We start from the raw sequence: 23795 nt of genomic DNA on the forward strand, positions 1-23795 counted from the left end.
TATTATTGGCGGATATCATTGTATTCAGGTGTTCTATCGAATATTGCTTTTGCAAAAGGGCATAACGGAATAATTTTTCGACCCTCCTCTCTCATTCGCTCAACAACCTTAGCAACTAGTAACTTTGCAATGCCTTGTCCTTTTAAGCTTTCATCAACCACTGTATGGTCAATAATCACCAGCTCATCGCCAGTATAAACAAAGGTTATCTCAGCAATGCGAGTTTGCTTGTCATCAGATAAAATAAAAAAGCTATGGTGATCAGATTGGATATTCATCATAAATAACGCCCTCTAAATTAAATCAATTTAACTTAGAGTATGTAACGTATGCTAAAAAGACAATATTCTACAATTGTCGATGTGATCCAAATATTTTGAAGTTAGAATGTGGATAAAAGGAGAAAAAATGTTGCGACAGCGCTTAACTAGAGATTAAATTTAGTTTAACGCTGTTTTTCAATTGGTTAATTAATGTTCAGCACATTAATTTTCAGAAAAATTACTTATCACTGTATAGGTTAATGAGTTTTCTGAACTATCGATAACTTTTAATTTTACATTTCGATAAGAAATAATATCGCTATTCTTGAGGTTATACTGAATAGTATCGCCAAACCCTTGATTCTCAATATTCGAACCTATTTTCTGATAACTAACATCAACAACATGGCCATTTATCCCATTGAAAATTAAGGCTTCTTCAAATGAGTTACCATCAGTATTATTTAGTTTTACTTGTTCGATTTGTGCTTTATCACTACAAACAGCAACATTAACATCTGTTACGATACAAATCTCATTAGGAGTAGAGTCTTTTTTAATTAAAAGTGAATTCCAAGGCTGCCCTAAAACCTCAACAACGACCGAACCAGAGTCAACTATTTGGTCTGGCATATAAAAATCGCCTTTATCACTTGACCCCACTTTTTTGAATACACCTGGAATAATTTTGTAAGCCAAATCTATCTGCACAGGGTTTAATATTTTAATTCCGTCTATTTCGCTAATGTTGCCTTCTCTTACTAAGGGTTGCCCTACTGTAATATGGTTCACCTGACCTATTCGGGGTTCACTAATTTTCTGTGATTCAGGAACATAGTTATACTCAGTCACTGCACATCCAGATAAAGAAACAATACAAAAAACTGGAACTAATAATTTATTCATCTTGATAAAATCCATGGCATTAAGATATTAAATATTATCTTTATAAAACAATTTCAACAAGTTACTAATTATGTTCCTGCCAGCTAATAGATAGGAAACCTTCGGCTTATCATTCACTTTGAAATTTTTCCATTTTAATGAAGCCGACAACTACAATAATAGAACTGATACATTGCCCACAAATGATTATGATAATCATTTGTGATAATAAATTTACCTTAAGGTGTTAAAAAAAAAAGAGTTATTGAATTTATAGTCCAGGCTCTTCCATTGGCTGAATAGGGTTTGTTACAAATAATAAAATATTTATTTTTATAACTTGTTGAAATTTGTCTTTTACCTCATAGAGTTTCCCAATCATCCTAATTTATGTGATTTACAATTTCATTTCTTACTCAATCAAGAGGTAATTATGACTTCATCATGTCAACATTAATACTTCCGTTCATTTTCAAACTTTTCATATAAAAACATAAGATGATCCCCCTATAAATTTCATACTAATTTTGTAAAAAAATAAATCTCATTTCTCTTTAATAAAATTAAATAGATAATCAAATTAAATTATGTAAGAAAAATATATGAATATGTTACATGCTGTAAAAAATTGATTTACATCACAGACTTTTCATACTTAATTTTCTTAAACAAGATTTATCTAGCGTGCAAAAATACTTATACTTATCATTATTCTGATAAAAAATCGCCATATAAACTATGAATACGCATTATGAGATTATGAGTAAAATTTTCAACTAAAATACCTCATGAAAATAGAATACATTTCAAACTAAATATCACGAAATTATATTCAAATAACAATTTACATGTTGATCCTAAGTTAAATTTGTATATTATTAACAAACTAAAAAATACAACATAAAAATTTGATAGTTTAAACACCTTTCTGGGAAAAAAATTCTTAACATAGAATCTGTTCTGTGTAGGGAACTGTATGCTCTAAATTTATTATTAATTTTTAATTTAGGCATTTGAATTTATGGAATGAAGTTATCGTATACTCATACAAGGAGATTCACTTAAATGAGTAAGAAAAATCTCGGTAGTGTTGCCCCTAAAGAAAGAATTAATATCAAATATACACCTAATACAGGTGGAGCTCAGGCTGAAGTTGAACTTCCTTTAAATATGCTGATTGTGGGTGATATGACAGGTAAAACTGAAGATACCCCAATAGAAGAACGAAAAGCAATTTCAATTAATCAAAACAATTTCAATTCAGTTATGGAAAGTGCAGGTATTAATTTAAATATCAACGTCCGTAATACACTTGAAAACACCAGTGATTCTGAGCTTAATGTCAATCTAGATGTAAAATCTCTACAAGATTTTTCACCAGATAATATTGCTCGCCAAGTTCCTGAGTTAAACAAACTTCTTGAATTACGAGAAGCTTTAGTTGCATTAAAAGGTCCTCTAGGCAATGTCCCTGCTTTTAGAAAGCGTCTTCAAGAATTACTTGAAAATAAAGAAACACGCGAACAACTTCTAAAAGAACTCGATATTGCCGCTAATCAAAAATAATGTTTATAGAGGATTATTTCATGTCACTAAATACAGAAGCTCTAGGCCAACAAGCCCCAGCATCTAACGGTTCTCTTTTAGATGAAATCATGGCTCAGTCACGTATGTCACCTGAGACTGAAGCGTATGATATTGCAAAACAAGGCGTTGCAGCTTTCATTAGTAATCTTTTCGCAAATGAATCAGAAGACCAACAAATCAATAGATTATTAATTGATAAAATGCTGGTTGAGCTTGATAACAAACTAAGCGCCCAAGTTGATGAAATTATTCACGCGCCTAAATTTCAAGAAATTGAAGCATCATGGCGCTCCCTGAAATTACTCGTTGACCGTACTGATTTTAGAGAAAATATCAAAATCAATATTCTTCATGCAACAAAAGAAGAGTTATTAGAAGATTTTGAATTTTCTCCTGAAATTGTTCAGTCTGGTTTTTATCAGCACGTTTATTCTTCAGGTTATGGACAATTTGGCGGCGAGCCAGTTGCAGCAATTGTTGGGAACTATACATTTAACAACACAGCGCCTGATATGAAGTTAATGCAATATGTCAGCACTGTCGGAGCGATGGCACATGCGCCATTCTTATCATCTGTTTCCCCTAATTTCTTCGGCATTAATAGTTATGCTGAATTACCTGCGATTAAAGATCTTAAATCTGTCTTCGAAGGCCCTGCACATACGAAGTGGCGCTCTCTGAGAGAAGCAGAGGATTCGCGTTACTTAGGATTAACAGCACCACGTTTCTTATTACGCTTACCATACTCCCCAACAGAAAACCCAGTGAAAATGTTTAACTATTCCGAAAATGTTAAACAAGACCATGAGCACTACTTATGGGGTAATACCGCATTCTTACTCGCAAGCTGTATCAATGATAGTTTTGCACAATACCGTTGGTGCCCAAATATTATTGGCCCACAAAGTGGCGGTACCGTCAATGACCTCCCTGTACACATTTTCGAAGCGATGGGTGAATTACAAACTAAAATACCAACCGAAGTTTTAGTTACTGATCGTAGAGAATTTGAACTGGCAGAAGAAGGCTTTATTACCCTAACAATGCGTAAAGGTAGTGATAACGCGGCATTCTTCTCTGCAAACTCAGTTCAAAAAGCCAAAACCTTCCCAAATACCCCAGAGGGTAAAATGGCAGAAACTAACTATAAGTTAGGAACCCAGCTGCCATACATGTTTATTATCAACCGATTAGCTCATTACATTAAAGTGCTACAACGTGAGCAAATTGGCTCTTGGAAAGAGCGCCAAGACCTTGAGCGTGAACTGAATATCTGGCTTAAACAATATGTTGCGGACCAAGAAAACCCGCCAGCAGATGTTCGTAGTAAACGCCCTCTTCGTTCAGCTGAAATTAAAGTGCTTGATGTTGAAGGTGATCCAGGTTGGTATCAAGTCGCAATTCAAGTTCGTCCACACTTCAAATATATGGGCGCAAACTTTGAATTATCACTTGTTGGTCGCCTTGATAAAGAGTAACAGTGATGTCATTCAATCATGGCTGGTCCCCTAACAGCGGAGCCAGCTTATTCGATCGAATTAAGAGGAAAAATGCGAGTTTTTCCTCTCGTTCACGCACAAATACACTCATTGAATCAATTAAACAAAATTTAAATTATGTCCTGAATAGTCGGCCGAATGGTTGCCAAGGCTCACCATGTCTAGGGATACCTGATTTAAATGATGCGACTCAATCTGCGGTTGATTTTAAAGCCGAATTAGAGAATAGCATTGCAAGTTGCATCCTCACTTATGAACCTAGGATCACAAGTGTTGATGTGCAATTCATTGAAAATGATGCAGATAGTTTATCTTTACAATTCAGTATTAATGCTTGTATTGACTTAGATAATCAACAGCAACTCATTGAGTTTAATATGTATTTGGATAGTAATCGTAGATATCAGTTAAAGTAGCACTCTTATGTCATCAAAAAACTATTTTACGAATGAATCAGAATACTTAAAGGATTTGGCAGAACAAGTTGCGCAAGAAAAACCGCAGCTTGTTAATCTGTTATCCAATAAAATTCAAGATCCTGATAGTGCCCGTATTATCGACGGATTATCATATTTATCGGGTAATTTACGGCAGCAAATCGATAGGCAATTCCCTGAATTAACCAATAGCTTAGCAAATATGCTATGGCCAAATTACGCACGTCCTGTGCCTAGTATGACAATTGTTGAATACCAGCCTAATTATTCTGAATGCCACCACGCGATAAAAATTTCAGCAGGCCAACTCTTTAATGCAACACCTATTTATGTACAAAATGAAAATACCAACCAAGAAACTTTATTTCAATGTCGATTTAGCCAAAGTCGTGATCTCTGGTTAATACCAGCGAAAATTACGCAAACTTTACAAAGAACAACCGCCATTGAAATAACATTTGAATTGGATGGAATACAACCTCTCGCAAACATTGGTTTAAATAAATTATGTTTTTATTTAAATGGTTCTCCATTTACAACAAATCAGCTTTATTTTTTATTAAGTCAGCATATACAGAATGCCTCACTAGTCACAGATGAGCATGTATTGCCACTTAACCAGTTTGCAGTGAAACCTGTCGGTTTTCAAAAACAGGATGCATTACTCCCTTACCCAAAAAATAGTTATGATGGCTACCGCATCTTACAAGAGTTTTTCTGTTTTCCTGAAGCCTTTCTATTTTTGGATATTCAAGGAATGGATGACATTCCCTTAGCTATCCAAACCAAGCAATTCAAACTTGTTATTAATTTTGATAAAGAAATCCCCGATGGGGTTATTCTTCATAACGATAGTATTAAACTGAATTGCACTCCCATAGTGAATTTATTCCGTGCTGACAGTGAAGCAATCAATCTCACAGGAAAAGATGAGGAATATGTATTAAGCCCTAATTACCAATACGCCCACTGTTTTGATATTTTTTCCGTTAATGAAGTTTATGGATTACGCTATCCATCTGAAGCTAAAGCTTACCCGGTCACCTATACCGCATTTGAAAGTTTTTATCATCAAAACCATCACGAGCAAAATGATGGATATTATCGTTTAAAAATAACTCAAAAAGAGCGTACCTATGGTTACGCCCATCGGCTTTCTTTTGTTCGTCAACACGAACACCAATTACAACAATGCGAAGAAACGGTTTCGATTTCGCTCAATTGTACTAATCGCTATATCGCATCCCAGTTATCTACACGCTCAATTGATTTAGACCGTTCATTTATGCCTTATGGGCCTTTATCAGCTAAAAATTTATTCAAACCAACAGTTCCCTTATACCCACTGCTCGATAAAACGTTGTATTGGTCAGAACTAACTAATTTATCCCTAAATTATCAATCTTTACTGAACCTAGATTCATTAAAAAAAATATTACAACTTTATGATTTACCTTCAGTTTATGACAAGCAGACCGCAAGGCAATCCCAAAAGCGTTTAGATGCATTAGTTGATTTACATTCAGAGCATATCGAACGTATCTACAAAGGGCTGCCAGTTCGTGGTTTAAAAACAACCTTGGTAGTACGTCAGAACGCTTTTCTTTCTGAGGGAAGCTTGTTCTTGTTTTGCACTGTTATTGCTCAATTTTTTACCTTGTATACCAGCATTAATATGTTCCATGAGTTAGAGGTTCTTAACCTTGATAATAAGGAAATTTATCAGTGGCCAGCACAAATCAACCAGCACATACTGAAATAATCGATCGCTGGCTGGAACAAGCTGGCCCATCGGTTACAGAGTATAATTTTTATCAACTTGTTGAATTATTAAATAAAATGATTCATCAAAACATGGATATCACTCGTGATAGTAGCGATATTATTCGCTTTAAATCACACTCTAATGTTGCGTTCCCAACGAGAGATGTCGTGTCTTTTGAAAAAAATGCCACTCATCAATATGAGCTAGAAGTTGCTTTTCTCGGGCTACAAGGAAGCCAGTCACCACTTCCTGGTTATTACCTTGATGAATTTGCTTGGGAAGATGCACAGCAAATCCCAGGGATTTCTGATTTTTTAAATATCTTTAATCATCGATTGCTCTCATTGCTCTATCGTATCTGGCGAAAATATCGCTACTACATCTGTTTTGAGAATGAAGGCCAAGATTCCTTCTCCCAATATATGTTTTCTCTTGTTGGTTTAGGAAATGGAGTTAATCGCGGACGGATTAAAATCAATCACAGCAAAATGCTCGCTTATGCAGGGCTTTTAGCGAGTCCGAGCCGTTCAGCAGATGTCATTAGCAGTCTAATATCCCATTGTTTTGACTTAGAAAATGTATCGGTTATTGGTTGGGAAACGCGCCGTGTTCCTATCCCAGAATCACAACAAAATAAGTTAGGTATTATTTCTCATCAACCCGGACAAAAATCTCGCCCTCGAATGTTATTAGGTGAAAATTTTAGTCTTGGATCTCACATACATGATTGCAACGGAAAATGCACTATAGAAATTAGTGAGTTAACTATAGAGCGTTATATGCGTTTTTTACCTAACGGTAGTGATTTCGCTCCTCTCGTCGCCTTCGTTTCTTACATTTTTCATGAGCAATTAGCTTGGGATTTACGTCTTAGTATTGCCGAAGATCAAGCTGAAGGTTTCTGTTTAGGTAAAAAAAATCATAACCAATTAGGTTGGCAAAGCTTTTTAGGGAAACCGGCTAAAAAGCCAAGTGTCACCATTACGGTATTGGAATAAAAGACATGGATAAACATCAGCCAACAATTTCATTTAGCATAACGAATAGTGAACAACTAGAAAGTGGTTACCTACCGAGTGCAACATTGACCCAACATGGCGGCCTAATTGGTAGTGGCAATCAATGTGACTGGAAAATTCAAGACGGTGATGGTGCTATCTCTGCCAGCCAGTTTACTGTTTTCTGGAAAGATCAGCATTTTTGTTTAAAAGTAAACTCAGGCTCTGTTTACATTAATCACGCGATTATACCGTTACATCTTGATGCGGTGAAGCTTGCCCAAGGAGATCAAATTAGAGTGGGCAAACTGGTTATTACAACCAATATTAGTTTAACTGGGCAGCCTGTACAAAATATGATGGCAGCGACACCGCAATCTATTGTTGCAAAAGATCATAATCCTTTAGATTCATTATTTGATATTGATACGGTAAATAATGAAAACAAAGAGTCCCCATTTGTTCCAACTGTTCAAGGTGCTCTCACTACAGATCCCTTACAAGCGCTAGAAAATGAAAATCTCAGTTTAATTTCTAAGAGTCAATCCGTCGTCTCAGAACCTTCTTTATTGAGTGACCCACTCTCTTATTCACCTGCCCTTGCGATATCAGATAATCAAGAGAATACCATGGTACAAGAATTTATTGATTTACCCAAAATTACACCTTTCGAAGATGAACACATGACCGATATTGATCATGTTGCAATTAACCCTCTCATGAATGGTTTAGGTATCCATCTTAATTTAGCGAGCTCTCAACAAGCTAATGACTTTCTCATAGAACTCGGTAAAACAATGAAAGCTGCTGTTGAAGGTTTACTCGCTTTGCAGCAACAGCAGGAGAGTTTACAGGATAAGCAACTTCGCCCTATTGAAGATAACCCGCTACGTCTAAACAGTAGTTATGAAGATACGATGAAATTGATGTTTACAGATGAACGTAGCCCTGTTCACCTTTCAGCACCTTCCGCCGTCACTGAAAGTCTGCACAATATGCAGTTACATTACCATGCAAATCAAGAAGCGATATCGACAGCTTTAGCAACAATGCTTGCGGCTTTTTCTCCAGAACATTTATTAAACCGTTTTTCCCAATACCGACGTGCTTCAGATAACACGCCAATGACTGATGGCTGGGCATGGGAAATGTACAGTAACTATTACAAAGAGCTTTCTTCATCGCGGCAGCAGGGTTTTGAAAAATTATTCTATGAAGTTTATTCCCATGCTTATGACCGAGCATTAAGAAAAGGCCTAGAGGAAGCTTAAAATGCAGCTTAGAACTTTCTCAGTGTTACTGTTATTTGCCTCATTTTTCATTTTGAGTGGGTGCAGTAAAACGTTACAGACAGCGTCAAAAGTGGGGCAAATTCTATTGGACCCGTCGATTCCCGTTGGCTATCCAAAAGATCAGCCATCCACTGTTGATTTAACCATCCTCGCTGAACCCTATATTAATCCTAATCAGGAAGATGAAGCTGCACCGATAAATATCCAAATTGTTTATCTTAATGAAGATTCTTTATTTGGCTCTTTAGATCATGACCAGATAGAAGCTAAAGATGGGGACTTAGAGAAAGTTCTGAAGAAAAATTATATAGACCACCAAGATTACACTATCTTGCCGGGCCAATATAAGCCCTTCCCGACGATGACACTACAGGCATCTAATCGTTATATCGGCATTATTGCCTATTATTCAGACCCTGATAATGCGGAATGGAAAAAAATAGTTAAAGCCCGAGGAAAAGGACGACACTACTTTATTTTAGCTCACATTAGAGAAAACGAAATCGAATTTAGACAAGAAGAGGATGATTAATATGTCGACTAAAAATAGAGTAATTTGGCGTGAAGGGCTATTTATCAAACCTCAACATTTTCAGCAACAGCAACGTCATCAAGATTACGTTACTGAAAGTATTTTAAAGAGCTTTATCTCTCATTTTTGGGGATTCAGTACGTTATCGTTAAGTAACGATTTATATTCGTTAGGTCGTATTGGTATTCAAGAAGCTTCTGGCGTTATGCCAGACGGCACAATTTTCTCTATTCCAAACCAAGATTTATCACCACAACCAATTGATATAAAAAACATTACTGATAGTGATAGTAATGTCATCTACCTTGCCTTTCCTTTAGCTAATGGGAACGTTGGTGAAATCTCAAATGAGCATAATGGGAGCCGTTTACTTTCACGTTATAGTGAAAGTACAGAAAATGTTCGTGATTTACATACTGAAAATGGTGATTTAAGTACTATCCACGTTGCACGATTAAACCCTATCCTCAAGCAAGGTAAAAGTGGCTTAGACGCTTACGTGGCATTGCCCATATGCCGTATTAGAGAACGTAATGCCAACGGAAGCTTAACGCTTGATAACGATTATATTCCAAGCCTCCTGAATATTCGGGCATCGCTATTACTCAATGAATTTCTTACTGAGATTGAAGGCACTTTGTATGAACGAGGTAAACAAATAGCCTCCCGAATTGGTGCCCCTGGCCAGCAAGGTGTTGCGGATGTCGCTGAATTTATGATGCTACAAGTACTCAACCGCACCTATCCACTTTATTCACATTATGCGCAAGAGCCAGTCATTCACCCTGAAAAGCTTTTTCGCGATTTATTGGAACTTTGTGGCGAGCTACAAACATTCACGAATTCGTCTCGCTTACCCGATACCATTGCAAAATATAAGCACTTTGATTTAACAGATAGTTTTCTCCCATTAATAAAAAGTATCCGTGAAGCATTAAGTGTTGTCTTGACGCCGCGTGCAATTCCTATTCCGTTACAAATCCAAGAACACGGTATTCGAGTGGCGACTATTCATGACAAACAACTACTCCAAAAAGCGGAATTTATTATTGCAGTTAAGTCACAGATGCCACAGGAACAACTACGCCGGCAGTTCCCACAGCAAACTAAAGTGACCACGGTAAATAATATTCGTAGCTTGGTCAGTGTTCAAATACCGGGAGTCCCTTTATCCCCTCTTTCAACTGCTCCACGGCAATTACCTTATCATTCTGGGTATAACTACTTCCATTTTGATCAACAAGGTAATGAATGGAAGGGGATCCAGCAGGATGGCAATATCGCCTTCCACGTTTCTGGCAATTTCCCTGATTTAGATATTCAGTTATGGGCAATAAGAGATGGAGCACTCTATGACTGATAATATTTTGCTTAATCACGATGTTGATAGCGGTATTTCACAGAAGAATTACCAAATCCCACTTAGGGGTAACAACATTAACCCAATGATCGATGCTGCAACGCCACTTTTAGGTATGGTTTTACGAATGAAAGCGATGTCTGAAACGCCACTTTCAGAGAAACTTTACCAGCAAGTGGTCATGGACATCACGTCTATTGAACAGCAACTGCAAATACAAGGTTACGAGCCTGGGGCCATTGTTTCGTTTCGTTATGTCTTGTGCACTTTTATTGATGAAACAGCTCTTGGATTGGGCTGGGATCAAGAAAATGGCTGGGTAAAACAGTCATTACTTGTCCACTTTCATAATGAGTCATGGGGTGGCGAAAAGGTCTTTATCTTAATTGAAAGATTATTAGGTGAGCCCAAACGTTACCTCGACCTCATTGAGTTTATCTACCTTTGTCTCTGTCTTGGATACCGAGGTCGTTACAAAGTATCTGCGGGGCAAAATGATGAATTTAACCATTTGCTTAGACGCTTACAAAAACAAATACAACAACTTAAAGGCGATGCAAAACCGATTATCCTGTTTGAAAAAGGGGATAACAAGCAGAGCCGCTACCGTTTAGGTAAGCGGTTAGGCGTACGTTACATCATCATTGGTGCGGCAATATTAGCATTTATTATTTATCAGATTTACTCATCCCAACTGAATTACCAAACACTCAGAATTGTGGAACAACTTAATACTTTACTCGGCTAGGACGCATTATGATCCAAATTGATCTCTCAACACTTGTTAACCGATTACACCCGATTGCTAAGCATGCGTTAGAAAGCGCAGCAGCCTACTGTGTAAGCCATCAACAACCTGAAATTACGATTGCTCAGTTTCTTCAGAAACTCATTGAAACGCCATTAACTGACATTCGCCTAATCAGCCAGAAGAGCACTTTGGATATTAATAAGCTGTCAGAATTATTAGATATTCAAATTCCACCTCATCAAGCCATTACACAGAGCTATCCGAGCTTCTCTCCTTTATTGGTAGAGTGGATGAAAGACAGCTGGTTACTTGCATCGACAGAATTCAACCACAGTGAACTTCGCTCAGGTGTTCTCTTTCTCACATTATTACAAATGCCGTTGCGTTACCTCCCAAAACCGGTTGCAGACATGCTTTCACAAGTTAATCGAGAGCGATTAAAACTCAGTTTTGATAAGTGGACAGAAGGGTCTGCTGAATCGCCTTTTGACGAACAAGCACCTCAAAATAACGGCAAAATCGCGTCGGACTCATTGTTAGCAAAATTTACGCAAAACATGACCGAACAAGCTCGAAATAATGAGCTCGACCCTGTTTTATGTCGCGATCATGAAATCGACCTTATGATTGATATCCTTTGCCGCCGTCGGAAAAATAACCCTGTCGTCGTTGGGGAACCAGGCGTTGGGAAAAGCGCGCTTATTGAAGGCCTCGCATTGCGTATTATCGCCGGTGAAATCCCTGAAAAATTAAGAGGATGTGAACTTCTAACCTTAGATTTAGGTGCATTGCAAGCTGGTGCAGCGGTTAAAGGTGAATTTGAGAAACGCTTTAAAGGCATCATGCAAGAAGTTTCTCAATCTCCTCACCCCATAATTCTATTCATTGATGAAGCGCACACATTGATTGGTGCAGGTAATCAACAGGGTGGCCTAGATGTTTCCAATTTATTGAAACCTGCATTAGCGCGCGGTGAATTGAGAACAATCGCCGCAACCACCTGGAGCGAGTATAAAAAATACTTCGAAAAAGATGCTGCACTAGCCCGCCGTTTTCAATTAGTTCAAGTTAAAGAACCCACATCTGCGGACGCAATTATCATTATGCGTGGTTTACGCGGTATTTATGAAAAAGCACATAATGTTTTTATCGATGATGAAGCACTTCGAGCCAGTGCTGAACTCAGTGAACGTTATATTTCAGGACGTCAATTACCTGATAAAGCCATTGACGTATTAGACACTGCATGTGCAAGGGCAGCGATCAATTTATCTTCGCCGCCAAAAATGCTCTCTTCATTAAAAACAGATCTCCAGCAAATAGAGATGGAGACAGCGATATTAAAAAGAGAACATCATCTTGGCTTGGATAATCACTCAGAACGCCTTGAGGAATTAGCATCAAAAGCAAATGAGATTGAGCAAAAAGCTTCCGATATACAACAAGCATGGGAACAACAACAAGCGCTTGTTTCGCAAATTATTACTTTGCGCTCAACGTTATTAGACGATGAGAATACTGAGCCCCAATCTGAAGAAACTTGCCAAGTTGATGAGCTGAAACAGGAATTGCAAACATTAGACCAGCAACTTGCTCAACTACATGAAACACATTTGCTTGTTTCGCCACACGTCGATAAAAAACAAATTGCAGCCGTTATCGCAGAATGGACAGGCGTACCATTAAACCGATTATCGCAAGATGCTTTATCTATTGTTACAGACCTTCCCAGCTATTTAGAAGAAAGCATTAAAGGGCAATCATTAGCAATACAGTGCTTACATAAACATTTGTTAACGGCACGCGCTGATTTACGCCGCCCAGGTCGCCCTCTTGGTGCATTTTTATTGGCAGGGCCAAGTGGTGTCGGTAAAACAGAAACCGTGATCCAAATTGCACAATTAATGTTTGGTGGAACTCAATACCTAACGACTATTAATATGTCTGAGTTTCAAGAAAAGCATACGGTATCTCGTCTCATCGGTTCGCCACCAGGTTATGTCGGCTATGGTGAGGGGGGGATATTAACAGAAGCTATTCGTCAGAAGCCTTATTCTGTTGTACTACTTGATGAAGTCGAAAAAGCCCATCCAGACGTTCTAAATTTGTTCTATCAAGCATTTGATAAAGGCGAGATAGCCGATGGTGAAGGACGAGTCATTGATTGTAAAAATATCGCATTCTTCCTAACGTCTAATTTAGGTGACCATGTGATTACCGCGTATGCGGACAAGCCTGATGAGCTGCAAGATGCACTTTATCCTGAGCTCACCACATTTTTTAAACCCGCCCTACTGGCCCGCATGGAAATTGTTCCTTATTTACCTCTTTCGGCTGATATTTTACGGCAAATTGTTGATAGTAAGCTGACGCGTCTTATGATCTTATTGAAACAACGTTTTAATGCAAAAATCCAGTTAGAAGATAGCGTCCCTAATGAAATTTTACGTCGAGCTTCTCGCGCTGAAAATGGTGCTCGTATCTTAGAATCAATTATTGACGGTGCCTTATTACCGCCTCTTTCTTTGTTGCTCCTTCAATTCAGTGCCCGTAATGAAACCATCTCCCATATTCGTTTAACAACGGAAAATGATGAATTTATTGCGGAGGTTAACAAAGAAAAATGAAAGCAAGACTAAAAAATGCACTTGCTCTTCTTGAGTGCCGTGACGTAGAAGCGCTAGCCGTTCAATTTTTGACATATAGTTTTTCGCGTAGCGTATTCAGCGGGCTAATTATTTCATTGGTCAATAAAACCGAAAATAGATTAGAAAGCTGGAACATTGACCACTCACTCCAAGTTCAAAGCCATTTTTTAGACACTGATATTACTGATGCCGATCACCCTTTAATTCAACTTGTATTAAAGGGTGAACCCACATTTTGGAAGAATTTACAGCAAGGTAGCTACATTAATAACGCGTCATTACGTGATTTTATTTCGCAGCTTCCTGTTAATACTGGGCTGTATAGCTTACCACTGCATGATCTGAACCATAAACCATGCGGTGCCATTATTCTTTTAGGGCAGGCCAAAGAGTTAGAAAATTTCGAGCAAGGCATTTTCCCTATTTATTGCGAGCTCTTTCATCAGCAATTAAAACGCATTCTTGAATTGGCAAATACGCAACAAAAAATTTCGCACTTGCAATATCTCAATCAGTTGCAGAAAGAAAAGGAAGTAAGCCTCAATGAGGCCTTAAACATATTAACGGCATCAATCACAAGTATGGAACCAATAACAAATAACCCAAAAGATATTAATGATTTAGAGGCTGCTGTAGAGAGCTATGAAAAAGAAATTTTATTAAACAAGCGGCGTGAGCTAAAGGGAGATATCAACGCAATGGCAGAACATCTCAACATATCTAAGCGTGCGCTGATATATAAATTGAAGAAGTACGGAGTATAAAATGAAAATACTGAAACTCTTTTTTTGCTCTTTGATGCTAGTTTTCTTCGCTTTGTCTGGAAAAGCTGAAAGCAATATTAGCCGGAAGATCGCTGAAGAACTCACCCAGTGTCGTCTAGAATCTTCTCAGCTTATTCGCTTAGATTGCTATGACAAAATAGCGCTGTCCTCGACGCCTGCAGCAAATACTTCACCTAATATTGCTCAAATGGGGAAAACTTGGCGCCAAGCTTATGAACACGAAATGAAACGTGTCGAAAATAGTGCGGGTTTCTTAGTCTCAGTACCTGAAAATGGTGATTACCCCGTCATTATGACTATCCCTGCCATTGGTTTTCAACCTCCGCGCCCTGTTCTCATGTTGAGCTGCATCGACAACATTACCCGTATGCAGATTATTTTACCCAATAAACAAGATGCAGGCAGTGTCATGGTCTCGACTGATAGAACGCAATTCACTGCAGAATGGTTTTTACGCGAAAATGGCTATGTATTGGAATCAAGCCGTGGTTTACCTGGCATAGATGAAATCAAGCGTTTATTAAATGGCGAAAAATTGACTTTAAAATTAACTAATAACGAAAAACTAACGTTCAATATTTCAGGGATGTCCCAAGAAATTAAACCATTAAGAGCCGCTTGCCACTGGTAAAAATAATGACAAACAATACCCCTTATTCTTGGAAAGAACAGTTACTTGCCCATCTTGATGAACAGCTGGTGTGTAGTGCTGTGAACGATAGTGACCCCGACTGGGAGTATATCGATAGTGAAATGATAAAATTCGGCTCTCTCAGTCACAGCCAATTAGATGTTAAAGAAATTCAACGTCGGTGTTTGCGGTTGCTTGAAACACAGACAAAGGATTTCCGCTTAATCGTTCACTTATTACGTACCTTACAGCATGCAGGTGAACCTAAAGAATTAGTTTTAGCAGCGCAGATCCTTTCTGATTTTACGCGCCAATATTGGCATGTCTGCTATCCAACGAATATTAAGCTCAAGCTACGCTTAGCGAACCAAATTATAAAACGCTTCGAGTCAGTAAACGATATTTTTTGCCGTTCTGCTAATAGCAAAATGCGTGATGATATCCTGGGATCTTTTGCCTATTTAGCTCAATTTTGGCATGAACAGAGCCCCGAACTTTCTGAACAAATTGATGCATTGAGCCGAGGTTATCAGCGAATTGAAGAAAGCGAACAGCCCATAGTGTTAGCTTCAGCACCAAAAGAAGCCGCAATGCCTATTACTGAAACTGTACAACCACCAGCAAATAGCTTTGTCATGCCAGCAATCAATATAAATCAGCATGACGAAAGACAATGGAAGCAAACGCTACTCCAAGTTTCAGAAGTTATTTGTTTACAAATGCCTGAAAGTTCAGTTGGTTATCGCTTACGACGTTATGCTATCTGGCATTCCATTACAATGTTGCCCCAAGCCGATCGTCAAGGTAAAACCCCCTTAGCGCCGGTTTCGATGGATCGCATAATGGATTACAAAGCCCAACTTTCTCAACCATCAAACTCCCTATTAAATAATGTAGAGCAAAGCTTATCACTATCGCCTTATTGGCTAGAAGGCCACATGCTCGCAGCACAAGCAGCAGCTAAACTGGGTTATTCAGAAGTCGCGAATGGTATCGCAGAAGAGTTACGTCTTTTTTTAGCTCGCCTTCCAAACCTCGTCAATTTGCATTTTTCTGATATGAGCCCTTTCGTCCCCGACAGCGTGAAAGAATGGTTAGAAGATTGTCGCCAAACAGAGAGTGGCCAATTATCTCATTCAAATACCACATTATTACAGCAAGACGTTTTACTGTGCTATGAACAACAAGGGCTTGAAGCCGCATTGAAGCTCATTGAATCAAGCCTTGTAACTGCAATAGAGCCTAGAGATAAATTTTATGGGCAATTATTGTCAGCGCAACTATTCGAGCTCTCAGGAATGGGCTATATGGCGGCCCACTTATATCAGCAACTTTATACCGCTACTTTACACTTTTCACTCGAGGATTGGGAACCCAGCCTCGTAAGACAACTCGTTCAAAAAACAGACAAAATACCAGAAACAACAATGACTATGGATAGGGATCTACAATAATGAAATTACCGTTTTTCTCCATTTCAAACATAACCAATTCGGTAAAAAAACTGTTTTTTGCTGATAGGCCAAAAATTGCCTCCTTTTTCCTATTTTTATTAGCGTTACTCCCTGCGCTCGTCATTGTGTGGATTTGGTGGTGGGGGCCGACATTCACTTATCAAGACTCAATGCCATTTAGTACACTCACCTCACGCTGGCTTGCTACGCTAATTATTATTTTGCTTGTCGTCAGTTGGATAGGTTTAGTTACATGGCGTCGAGTAAAAAAACTTGAAGCGTTAAAACTCGATGTTGAGTTAACCGTTGTTGACCCCGTTAGGCAGGATATTGACTTCCAAAATCGTTATTTAGACTATTGGAAATCTCAATTTACTCGTCACTTAAATGGCCATTCTAAGGCTGTTTATTTGCGCCCTTGGTATTTTGTTTTAGGTGCAAACCAAAGCGGAAAACATAGCTTATTGAAAAATACGCTGAATCCATTGGATATAGCGCCAAGTGACAATATCGTTAATGAACAAAAGCTGCCTTTAAATATTGAGTGCTTGTTGACGGATAGTGCCGTTCTTTTTGTTCCTAACGGCAAGCTATTGACTCAACCAAATGAACATAATGAGAAACCTCAACTCTATCATCGGTTGTGGGAAGAGTTACTTAATTGGATAAAGACTAATCGCTCAAGACAACCCATGAACGGGATTATTTTAACGGTAGATACCTTATCCCTACTCACCAATACGAAAGAGCAAAACAGCCAATTGATTGCTGACCTGCAAATGCGTATTGAAGAAATTAGAATGACTTTTAATAGTCAACTACCATTATATATCGTATTAACGAAGCTCGATTTACTACGTGGTTTCGATTCAATGTACCAGTCATTGGATGCGCAACAACGTAACCAAGTACTGGGTGTTTCTTTCGACCTTAAATCTCAAAAAGATTGGAAGACGGGTTTAACGCACTTCTGGTTACAGTGGGTTAACCAAATGAATAGCGCACTACCTGAAATGATGCTACAACGAGCAGAAGGTAATCAACGTAGTGATTTATTCAGCTTTGTACGTCAAATAGAAGGGTTACAGAGCCACGTTATAACATTAATTAATGCACTGTTGATTAATAACGAACAACATAACATTTGTTTAAGGGGTGTTTATCTCACCTCTGCATTACAGATTGGCCAAATAGACGATGTCTTTAGCCAAACGGCATCCGTGCAATACCATTTACCGACAGCCCCACTAACAACTTGGCCAATCAATGATAGCCACCCTTACTTTACACATAATTTATTTGACCAAGTCCTTTTCAGTGAGCCCAATTTAGCAGCTGAAAATCAATATTGGGTCAAAAAACACCGTTCTCGTCTCTTAGTCACAACACTGGCCAGTTTTGCCGGTTTAATTGCGCTTTGGAGTGGTTGGAATCACTATTATGATAAAAACTACCGCGCCGGTGAGAGTGTGCTTAATGAGGTTAAAGCCTTTAGAACGATAGATAATAACGTCCAAAAAGATACTGATGGTAGCTTACAACTTCCCGTCCTCAACCCATTGCGTGAAGCGACACTTGCCTATGGGAACCACCGCGATAAAAATGCGCTGTTTTCTGATATGGGGCTGTATCAAGGCCAAAAAGTCGGCCCACAAGTTGAGCAAGTTTATCTGCAATTACTGACCGAACGTTTCTTACCCGCAATTATGTCAGGGCTTTTAATTGAACTTAATAATGCAGATAAGGGCAGTGAAGATAAACTCGAAATTTTACGCATTATGCGCATGTTAGAAGATAAAACAGGGCGCAATAATGGCATGGTTGAAGACTTTATGGCGAATTATTGGAGCCATCTCTTCACTGGGCAACGTGAAAAACAAATGCTATTAAAAGCACACTTACGTTATGCGCTTGAACACACGGATTGGAAAGCGGAACGAGACAACGGTCTGATGACTGCGATTAAGGCCTTCACGCCTTTTGCGACCCCCATTAAAAATGCCCAGAAAGAACTCAGTGTGTTATCGCTTTATCAACGTGTGTACCAGGCATTACGGCTAAAAGCCAACCAAGAACTTTCAGCGCCTTTAAATTTGCAATATCAGATAGGCCCAAGTTTTAATACTGTTTTTACCGCTATTGATGAGGATAAATTAGAAATCCCACAGTTTTTAACACGTTCAGGATTATTAAACTATTTTATTCGCCAAAATGACAAATTAGTTGAACTCACGTTGCTTGATGCTTGGGTGCTCAATCTCACATCAAATACCCAATATAGTGAGAATGACCGTAAAGAAATTCAACGTCAAATCAGTGAGCAATATATCAGTGATTATATCGCTCAATGGCGTAACGGAATGAGTAATTTAGAAATTCGTGAATTTGACTCAATCCAAGATGAAATCATCGCTCTTGAACAAATCATCAGCGGAGAACAGCCTTTACGTCGTGCCTTACAAGTTTTGCGTGATAATACGGTCATTCCATCCATTGATGAAAACTTACCTATTGAGAAACAAAAAGCCTTGATGGCAGAACCTTCTTACCGTTTATTAACTCGTTTAGATAGAGAATTCACACCCCAAACAGAAATACTGGTCAGTAATCAAGGAGAAAACTTACAGAATCTCAATCAAAAATTGAATGATTTGCATCGATATTTGTTGGGAATACAAAACTCTCCAGTACCGGGCAAAGCGGCACTTAAAGCAGTTTCCATGCGACTCAATGATAATAATAAAGATGCCATATTTGAACTATCACAAATGGCTAAAACATTGCCTGAACCGCTCAATCGTTGGGTAGATGAACTTGCAGAACAAGCCTGGAATGTTGTCCAGAAAGAAGCTATTCGACATATGGAAGTTGAATGGAATGAAAATGTTGTAAAACAATATAATACCTATATTGCTGGTCGCTATCCGTTTAATCCAAACTCAAAACAAGATGTTCCATTAAGTGAGTTCGAACGCTTCTTTAAACCTAATGGCACACTCGATAGCTTCTATCAACAGAACTTACGTTTATTTGTTGAAAATAACTTAGTCGATAATAGGGATAGTCAATCACTGATCCGCTCTGATGTTTTAGCGCAAATTGAAACTGCAAATCGCATAAGAGAAACCTTCTTTAATGCACAAGGTAATTTAGAAGCACAATTTGCAGTTGAACCCCTTTCATTAAGTGGCAATAAACGCCGTAGTATCTTAAATCTTGACGGTCAGCTTATTGATTATGCCCATAGCCGCAGCCATGTCACGCATCTCGTTTGGCCAAACTCGATGCGTTCAAATATTGAAAGTAAACTGACTCTAGTTCCGCTTTCCGGCGATAAATCGCCTCGTTCAATTAGTTTCTCAGGACCGTGGGCACAAATGCGCTTAGTCGACAGTGCGAAGTTAATGAATATCAAATCCAATTCATTCGATATTCGTTTCACGATTGATAGCGGAGATATGACTTATCGAGTACTCGTTGATGAGTCTAATAATCCTTTCTTCGGAGGATTATTCACAAAGCTCCGTTTACCTGAAACCCTTTACTAATGTGATTGCCTCCACTTTATGTGGGGGCATAGGATATTCAACGAGATGAAATCAGAACATTTAGTCATTAAAATCGGGAGCTCCCCTTTAGATACTCCTGAATTTATTGCTCTTAAAACAGAATTTAACAAGTTAAGTCATCCTGCACGTCCGGAGGTCAGTTGGACGCTTATTGAATCACTTTGTTTGTCTCTTTTTAAAAATCATGGTATTGACCTACAAAGCGGTGCTTATTACACAATTGCACGACTACAACGCCATGGACTCAGTGGCTTTACTGAAGGCTGCGAATTATTAGCGAGTGTTATTGTTACTCATTGGGATGCGTTATGGCCTGAAAAACCGAATCAACGAACAGAAGCACTCAACTGGTTTAATACAAAGGCTAGCGCCCTGCTACGCCAGCAAACCTATGAAACAAAAGACCTCCGTTTGGTTTACCGCTCAGAACGCGCGCTACAATTAATCATTGATAAACTGGCTAAAACAACGTGGGAAAAACTGCCTAAAATTGAAAACTTGTTATGGTTCTTTCAAAATCTAGCCAAACAACTTGAAAAACAGGAAGAATATGCAAAACAAAATACATCCGAATCTGTCACGCTCCCGCCTTTAGTGTATATACAACAACCTGCTAAACAGGTAGAGCAACCATCACCAACATTTATTTTTGACCCCCCAGAGCCCGCATCAACATTAACAGTAACAACTAAAAAAATGAGCGCTACCCGTGGTTTTATATGGGGTTGTGTGCTCAGTAGTGCACTCTTTTTAGTCAGTGGATTTAGCGCCTATGTTTATTTTAAACATGAGATGGAGGCTATAACGTCCATTCCTGAAGGTGCTGTTGCCAAATGGTTATTTAAACCCGAAATAAATACCTATGAATATCATTTAGCTTTGCTCGAAAAGCGTTCCCCTCTCGCTAACTTGAAACTGATCGAGAACATGCAAGAAAAAGCAAAATCTTATTGGCCTGCGGATGCTGATCAGGCTTACTTCAGCCGAAATTGGCAAAACCAATATGAGGCGCGTTTAGAAAATATGCCTATTAATGATAGTTGGTCTGAAACAGCAATGTTGTTGCAGCAACTTTCAAATAAAATTATTCAACAAGAAAAAAACCGAGGTAGTTTTACATTATCCTATTTAAAAACTGCCATCTATGACATTCAAAAGCAGCACAATAAAGTGGAGCCTATTGAAGAAAAGCTCCGTCAATTATCGCTACAAATTAAAAATGGGCAACCGGTTCCCCCTGCCACACTCATCAATATTGATAATAAAATTAATGGATTATTAGCTCGTTACTATGAATTACAAAAACAAGCAGAGCAAAAAGGTTTAAAACCCAGCTCATATTCATCTTTTGGATTAAGTCATGAGTGAAATAAAATATATTAAAGAAAAGCAATACTTACAAAAGCTATATAGTGAATATGCAGATAAAAAGCCACATTTAGCTGATGTATTAGATCCTCAAGATCCGCAGACAAGCTACCTATTAGAAGGGTTTGCTTTTTTATCTGCGCGTTTACAGGATAAAATTGACGATGCATTTCCTGAAATTACATTGCCCCTACTGCAACGACTAGACTCCCAAGCTATAAAAGGGCTTCCAGCAACGACTATTGTACAAATTGACCAAAGTGAATTGCTTTCTTTTCCAGTAGAGATAAATAAAGACCATCTTGTCTTAGGTAATAATGGGGCTCGCTTTAGTTTTTGTCATGAATTCGTCGTAGCACCCTATAGCCTTCTCGCTAGAAAAGTGATTCAGCACCCAAATCGTTCTTGTATTTCACTTGAATTACAGTATCGAGGTGAAACTAAATTTCATTCAACAAGTTCACTTGATGTTTTTTTAGGAGCCAATAAAAAAATATCAGAAACCTTACTACTCGCATTTAGCCAGTATTTTGAAAAAATTGAAGTCATCCATAATCATATTCGCTATGAGGGAGATCCCCTTAACTACGCTTTCGAGCCCAAAATCGGAAAACCCTATAAAATTTTCCCACAAGAAAATGCATCACTCAGTGCTCCACAGCAATTATTGGAAGGCCTTTATTTACCTCATGTTCATCATTTTGTTGAGCTCAATATTCCCCAAGTTGTCACTGAGTTAGATTGGGAGCAAGAAAGGCGTTTTACAGTTAACATCTATTTCAATCAACAGCTTCCTTTGACACAAGAGGAATGTGAAAATAGCTTTTATTTAAACTGTGCTCCGGCAATGGATACCGAAGCACAACACACCTTGCTAATTGATTTTAAAGAAAATAAATCAAGTTATTTGCTTCCTATCCCTAGCCATCACTACTTGGCTGACCTCTTTGAAATTCAACTTTCACTTGAGCCACATGAACAAGAGAGAGGCATATATTGTCATTTTTATCCTACGACAGAATTGACGGCATCTTCACGCCTTATGCCTCAATACCATAAAACCCTTTTTTACTCCTTAACGATGGAGAAAAATATCACGGGGCATACCCTTTATTATTTAAACTTTTTTGATAATAAAGGCGCCCCTATGGTAACACCGCCCAGCTTACATTTTTCATGTGTTTATATAGGCTTTGAACGTAACCAAAAAAACGAAATTGGCTTATTAAACCAACACAGTGAAAAAATGCCTGACGGAATTAAAACAGGAAATATCACATTATTATCACCTTGCTATCCTCCCATCGTTAATAACCACCATTTTTGGCAATTACTATCCCATTACAGTGCTAATGCCTCAATGCTAATGTCATTAGAAAGCGTAAAACACTTAATTGCTGATTATATTCTCTATCGAGATACTGATAGGCAAGTGACACGAAGATGTGAGCGATTATTATCTGGGCTCATTGAGCTGAAAACACATTTATATGACCATATCTTAAAAGGTAAACCCTACCGGTGCTTATCTTTATCTCTACTACTTGATAACGCTCAATATGAAAGCGAAGGTGAAGCCTTTGTATTTACCACTCACCTCTATCACTTTTTCCCATTTTGCCTATCCGCGAATATGTTATTAGAGATGTCGGTGACACTGAATAACGAGAAAAAAACAAGGTGGCATTTATCCCCATCCCCCCTAAAAGGACATAAGTCGATGATTTAACTATCTCTTAATGAGTAACTAATTAAAGTATCCCAAAGACTACCTCAATATAGTAAAGGGGAGCATAAAAAGTGTGGCGCAAAAACGCTTCAATTGCATCCCCACCCCATGAACCTATGAGGCAGCGTTGCCTGCTTTTAAAGTTTCAAGGTTGCAGTGACTCGCTGTTGTAACGAGCGAATAATCCTATCTCTGTTTAATGGCTAGAATTCATAAAACCCATCTCACTGCGGCGAAGGTAT

At 38.3% G+C, this 23795-nt stretch carries 18 protein-coding genes; 16 read left to right on the forward strand and 2 right to left on the reverse strand.

Annotation, left to right across the window (positions count from 1 at the left end; translation table 11 throughout):
• Positions 1 to 2: 2 nt before the first annotated feature.
• Together P3L40_RS14340 and P3L40_RS14345 are read right to left on the reverse strand one after the other, a co-directional pair.
• Complete coding sequence (locus P3L40_RS14340; RefSeq protein ID WP_409373453.1) at positions 3 to 281, reverse strand: GNAT family N-acetyltransferase; 279 nt, start codon at positions 279 to 281, stop codon at positions 3 to 5.
• A 204-nt stretch (positions 282 to 485) separates the two neighbouring features.
• A complete protein-coding gene (locus P3L40_RS14345; RefSeq protein WP_187367839.1) occupies positions 486 to 1169 on the reverse strand; it encodes a hypothetical protein in 684 nt (227 codons plus the stop codon).
• A gap of 1044 nt (positions 1170 to 2213) precedes the next feature.
• On the opposite strand from P3L40_RS14345, the gene tssB reads away from it, so the two are divergent.
• From tssB to P3L40_RS14425, 16 genes are read left to right on the forward strand one after another with little or no spacing between them, the layout of a single operon-like run.
• Positions 2214 to 2714 (forward strand): type VI secretion system contractile sheath small subunit, encoded by a 501-nt coding sequence (gene tssB / locus P3L40_RS14350; RefSeq protein WP_004908059.1) that lies wholly within the window; start codon positions 2214 to 2216, stop codon positions 2712 to 2714.
• A gap of 20 nt (positions 2715 to 2734) precedes the next feature.
• A complete protein-coding gene (gene tssC / locus P3L40_RS14355; protein ID WP_210852613.1) occupies positions 2735 to 4213 on the forward strand; it encodes a type VI secretion system contractile sheath large subunit in 1479 nt (492 codons plus the stop codon).
• 5 nt (positions 4214 to 4218) lie between these two features.
• Positions 4219 to 4650 carry a type VI secretion system baseplate subunit TssE gene (tssE, locus tag P3L40_RS14360; RefSeq protein ID WP_004255990.1) on the forward strand — a complete coding sequence of 144 codons (432 nt, stop codon included), beginning with the start codon at positions 4219 to 4221 and terminating at the stop codon, positions 4648 to 4650.
• Positions 4651 to 4657: 7 nt separating this feature from the next.
• Complete coding sequence (gene tssF / locus P3L40_RS14365) at positions 4658 to 6433, forward strand: type VI secretion system baseplate subunit TssF (RefSeq protein WP_004255992.1); 1776 nt, start codon at positions 4658 to 4660, stop codon at positions 6431 to 6433.
• Complete coding sequence (tssG, locus tag P3L40_RS14370; protein WP_036957881.1) at positions 6397 to 7434, forward strand: type VI secretion system baseplate subunit TssG; 1038 nt, start codon at positions 6397 to 6399, stop codon at positions 7432 to 7434. The genes tssF and tssG overlap by 37 nt, the downstream gene beginning before the upstream one ends.
• A gap of 5 nt (positions 7435 to 7439) precedes the next feature.
• A complete protein-coding gene (gene tagH, locus P3L40_RS14375) occupies positions 7440 to 8705 on the forward strand; it encodes a type VI secretion system-associated FHA domain protein TagH (protein ID WP_004908049.1) in 1266 nt (421 codons plus the stop codon).
• A 1-nt stretch (position 8706) separates the two neighbouring features.
• Complete coding sequence (tssJ, locus tag P3L40_RS14380) at positions 8707 to 9258, forward strand: type VI secretion system lipoprotein TssJ (RefSeq protein WP_004908047.1); 552 nt, start codon at positions 8707 to 8709, stop codon at positions 9256 to 9258.
• A 1-nt stretch (position 9259) separates the two neighbouring features.
• Positions 9260 to 10618 carry a type VI secretion system baseplate subunit TssK gene (gene tssK, locus P3L40_RS14385; RefSeq protein ID WP_004908045.1) on the forward strand — a complete coding sequence of 453 codons (1359 nt, stop codon included), beginning with the start codon at positions 9260 to 9262 and terminating at the stop codon, positions 10616 to 10618.
• Positions 10611 to 11366, forward strand: coding sequence for a type IVB secretion system protein IcmH/DotU (gene icmH / locus P3L40_RS14390; protein WP_004256004.1), 756 nt, complete (start codon positions 10611 to 10613; stop codon positions 11364 to 11366). The genes tssK and icmH overlap by 8 nt, the downstream gene beginning before the upstream one ends.
• An 8-nt stretch (positions 11367 to 11374) precedes the next feature.
• A complete protein-coding gene (gene tssH, locus P3L40_RS14395) occupies positions 11375 to 13996 on the forward strand; it encodes a type VI secretion system ATPase TssH (protein ID WP_210852612.1) in 2622 nt (873 codons plus the stop codon).
• Positions 13993 to 14781: a helix-turn-helix domain-containing protein gene (locus tag P3L40_RS14400; RefSeq protein WP_004256008.1), complete on the forward strand. Its 789-nt coding sequence runs from the start codon at positions 13993 to 13995 to the stop codon at positions 14779 to 14781. Before tssH ends, P3L40_RS14400 begins: the two co-directional genes overlap by 4 nt.
• A gap of 1 nt (position 14782) precedes the next feature.
• Positions 14783 to 15433 (forward strand): type VI secretion system-associated protein VasI, encoded by a 651-nt coding sequence (gene vasI, locus P3L40_RS14405; RefSeq protein WP_210852611.1) that lies wholly within the window; start codon positions 14783 to 14785, stop codon positions 15431 to 15433.
• Between the two features lie 5 nt (positions 15434 to 15438).
• Positions 15439 to 16887 (forward strand): type VI secretion system protein TssA, encoded by a 1449-nt coding sequence (gene tssA / locus P3L40_RS14410; protein WP_210852610.1) that lies wholly within the window; start codon positions 15439 to 15441, stop codon positions 16885 to 16887.
• Complete coding sequence (gene tssM / locus P3L40_RS14415; protein ID WP_247605801.1) at positions 16887 to 20435, forward strand: type VI secretion system membrane subunit TssM; 3549 nt, start codon at positions 16887 to 16889, stop codon at positions 20433 to 20435. Before tssA ends, tssM begins: the two co-directional genes overlap by 1 nt.
• A 45-nt stretch (positions 20436 to 20480) precedes the next feature.
• Complete coding sequence (locus P3L40_RS14420) at positions 20481 to 21824, forward strand: VasL domain-containing protein (protein ID WP_247605800.1); 1344 nt, start codon at positions 20481 to 20483, stop codon at positions 21822 to 21824.
• Positions 21817 to 23553 carry a type VI secretion system baseplate subunit TssF gene (locus P3L40_RS14425; protein WP_094960745.1) on the forward strand — a complete coding sequence of 579 codons (1737 nt, stop codon included), beginning with the start codon at positions 21817 to 21819 and terminating at the stop codon, positions 23551 to 23553. Before P3L40_RS14420 ends, P3L40_RS14425 begins: the two co-directional genes overlap by 8 nt.
• The last annotated feature ends 242 nt before the right edge of the window (positions 23554 to 23795 follow it).

The organism is Providencia sp. PROV040 (assembly GCF_032706145.1).
GTDB lineage: Bacteria > Pseudomonadota > Gammaproteobacteria > Enterobacterales > Enterobacteriaceae > Providencia > Providencia hangzhouensis.

Excerpts from the sequence above, each read along its gene's own strand:
- tssH (WP_210852612.1), top strand. The coding sequence starts at position 11,375 with ATGATCCAAATTGATCTCTCAACACTTGTTAACCGATTACACCCGATT.
- tssJ (WP_004908047.1), top strand. The coding sequence starts at position 8,707 with ATGCAGCTTAGAACTTTCTCAGTGTTACTGTTATTTGCCTCATTTTTC.
- P3L40_RS14345 (WP_187367839.1), bottom strand. The coding sequence starts at position 1,169 with ATGAATAAATTATTAGTTCCAGTTTTTTGTATTGTTTCTTTATCTGGA.
- tssE (WP_004255990.1), top strand. The coding sequence starts at position 4,219 with ATGTCATTCAATCATGGCTGGTCCCCTAACAGCGGAGCCAGCTTATTC.
- P3L40_RS14400 (WP_004256008.1), top strand. The coding sequence starts at position 13,993 with ATGAAAGCAAGACTAAAAAATGCACTTGCTCTTCTTGAGTGCCGTGAC.
- P3L40_RS14425 (WP_094960745.1), top strand. The coding sequence starts at position 21,817 with ATGAGTGAAATAAAATATATTAAAGAAAAGCAATACTTACAAAAGCTA.
- tssM (WP_247605801.1), top strand. The coding sequence starts at position 16,887 with ATGAAATTACCGTTTTTCTCCATTTCAAACATAACCAATTCGGTAAAA.
- vasI (WP_210852611.1), top strand. The coding sequence starts at position 14,783 with ATGAAAATACTGAAACTCTTTTTTTGCTCTTTGATGCTAGTTTTCTTC.
- tssB (WP_004908059.1), top strand. The coding sequence starts at position 2,214 with ATGAGTAAGAAAAATCTCGGTAGTGTTGCCCCTAAAGAAAGAATTAAT.
- tssC (WP_210852613.1), top strand. The coding sequence starts at position 2,735 with ATGTCACTAAATACAGAAGCTCTAGGCCAACAAGCCCCAGCATCTAAC.
- tssF (WP_004255992.1), top strand. The coding sequence starts at position 4,658 with ATGTCATCAAAAAACTATTTTACGAATGAATCAGAATACTTAAAGGAT.
- icmH (WP_004256004.1), top strand. The coding sequence starts at position 10,611 with ATGACTGATAATATTTTGCTTAATCACGATGTTGATAGCGGTATTTCA.
- tssK (WP_004908045.1), top strand. The coding sequence starts at position 9,260 with ATGTCGACTAAAAATAGAGTAATTTGGCGTGAAGGGCTATTTATCAAA.
- tssA (WP_210852610.1), top strand. The coding sequence starts at position 15,439 with ATGACAAACAATACCCCTTATTCTTGGAAAGAACAGTTACTTGCCCAT.
- P3L40_RS14340 (WP_409373453.1), bottom strand. The coding sequence starts at position 281 with ATGATGAATATCCAATCTGATCACCATAGCTTTTTTATTTTATCTGAT.
- tagH (WP_004908049.1), top strand. The coding sequence starts at position 7,440 with ATGGATAAACATCAGCCAACAATTTCATTTAGCATAACGAATAGTGAA.
- P3L40_RS14420 (WP_247605800.1), top strand. The coding sequence starts at position 20,481 with ATGAAATCAGAACATTTAGTCATTAAAATCGGGAGCTCCCCTTTAGAT.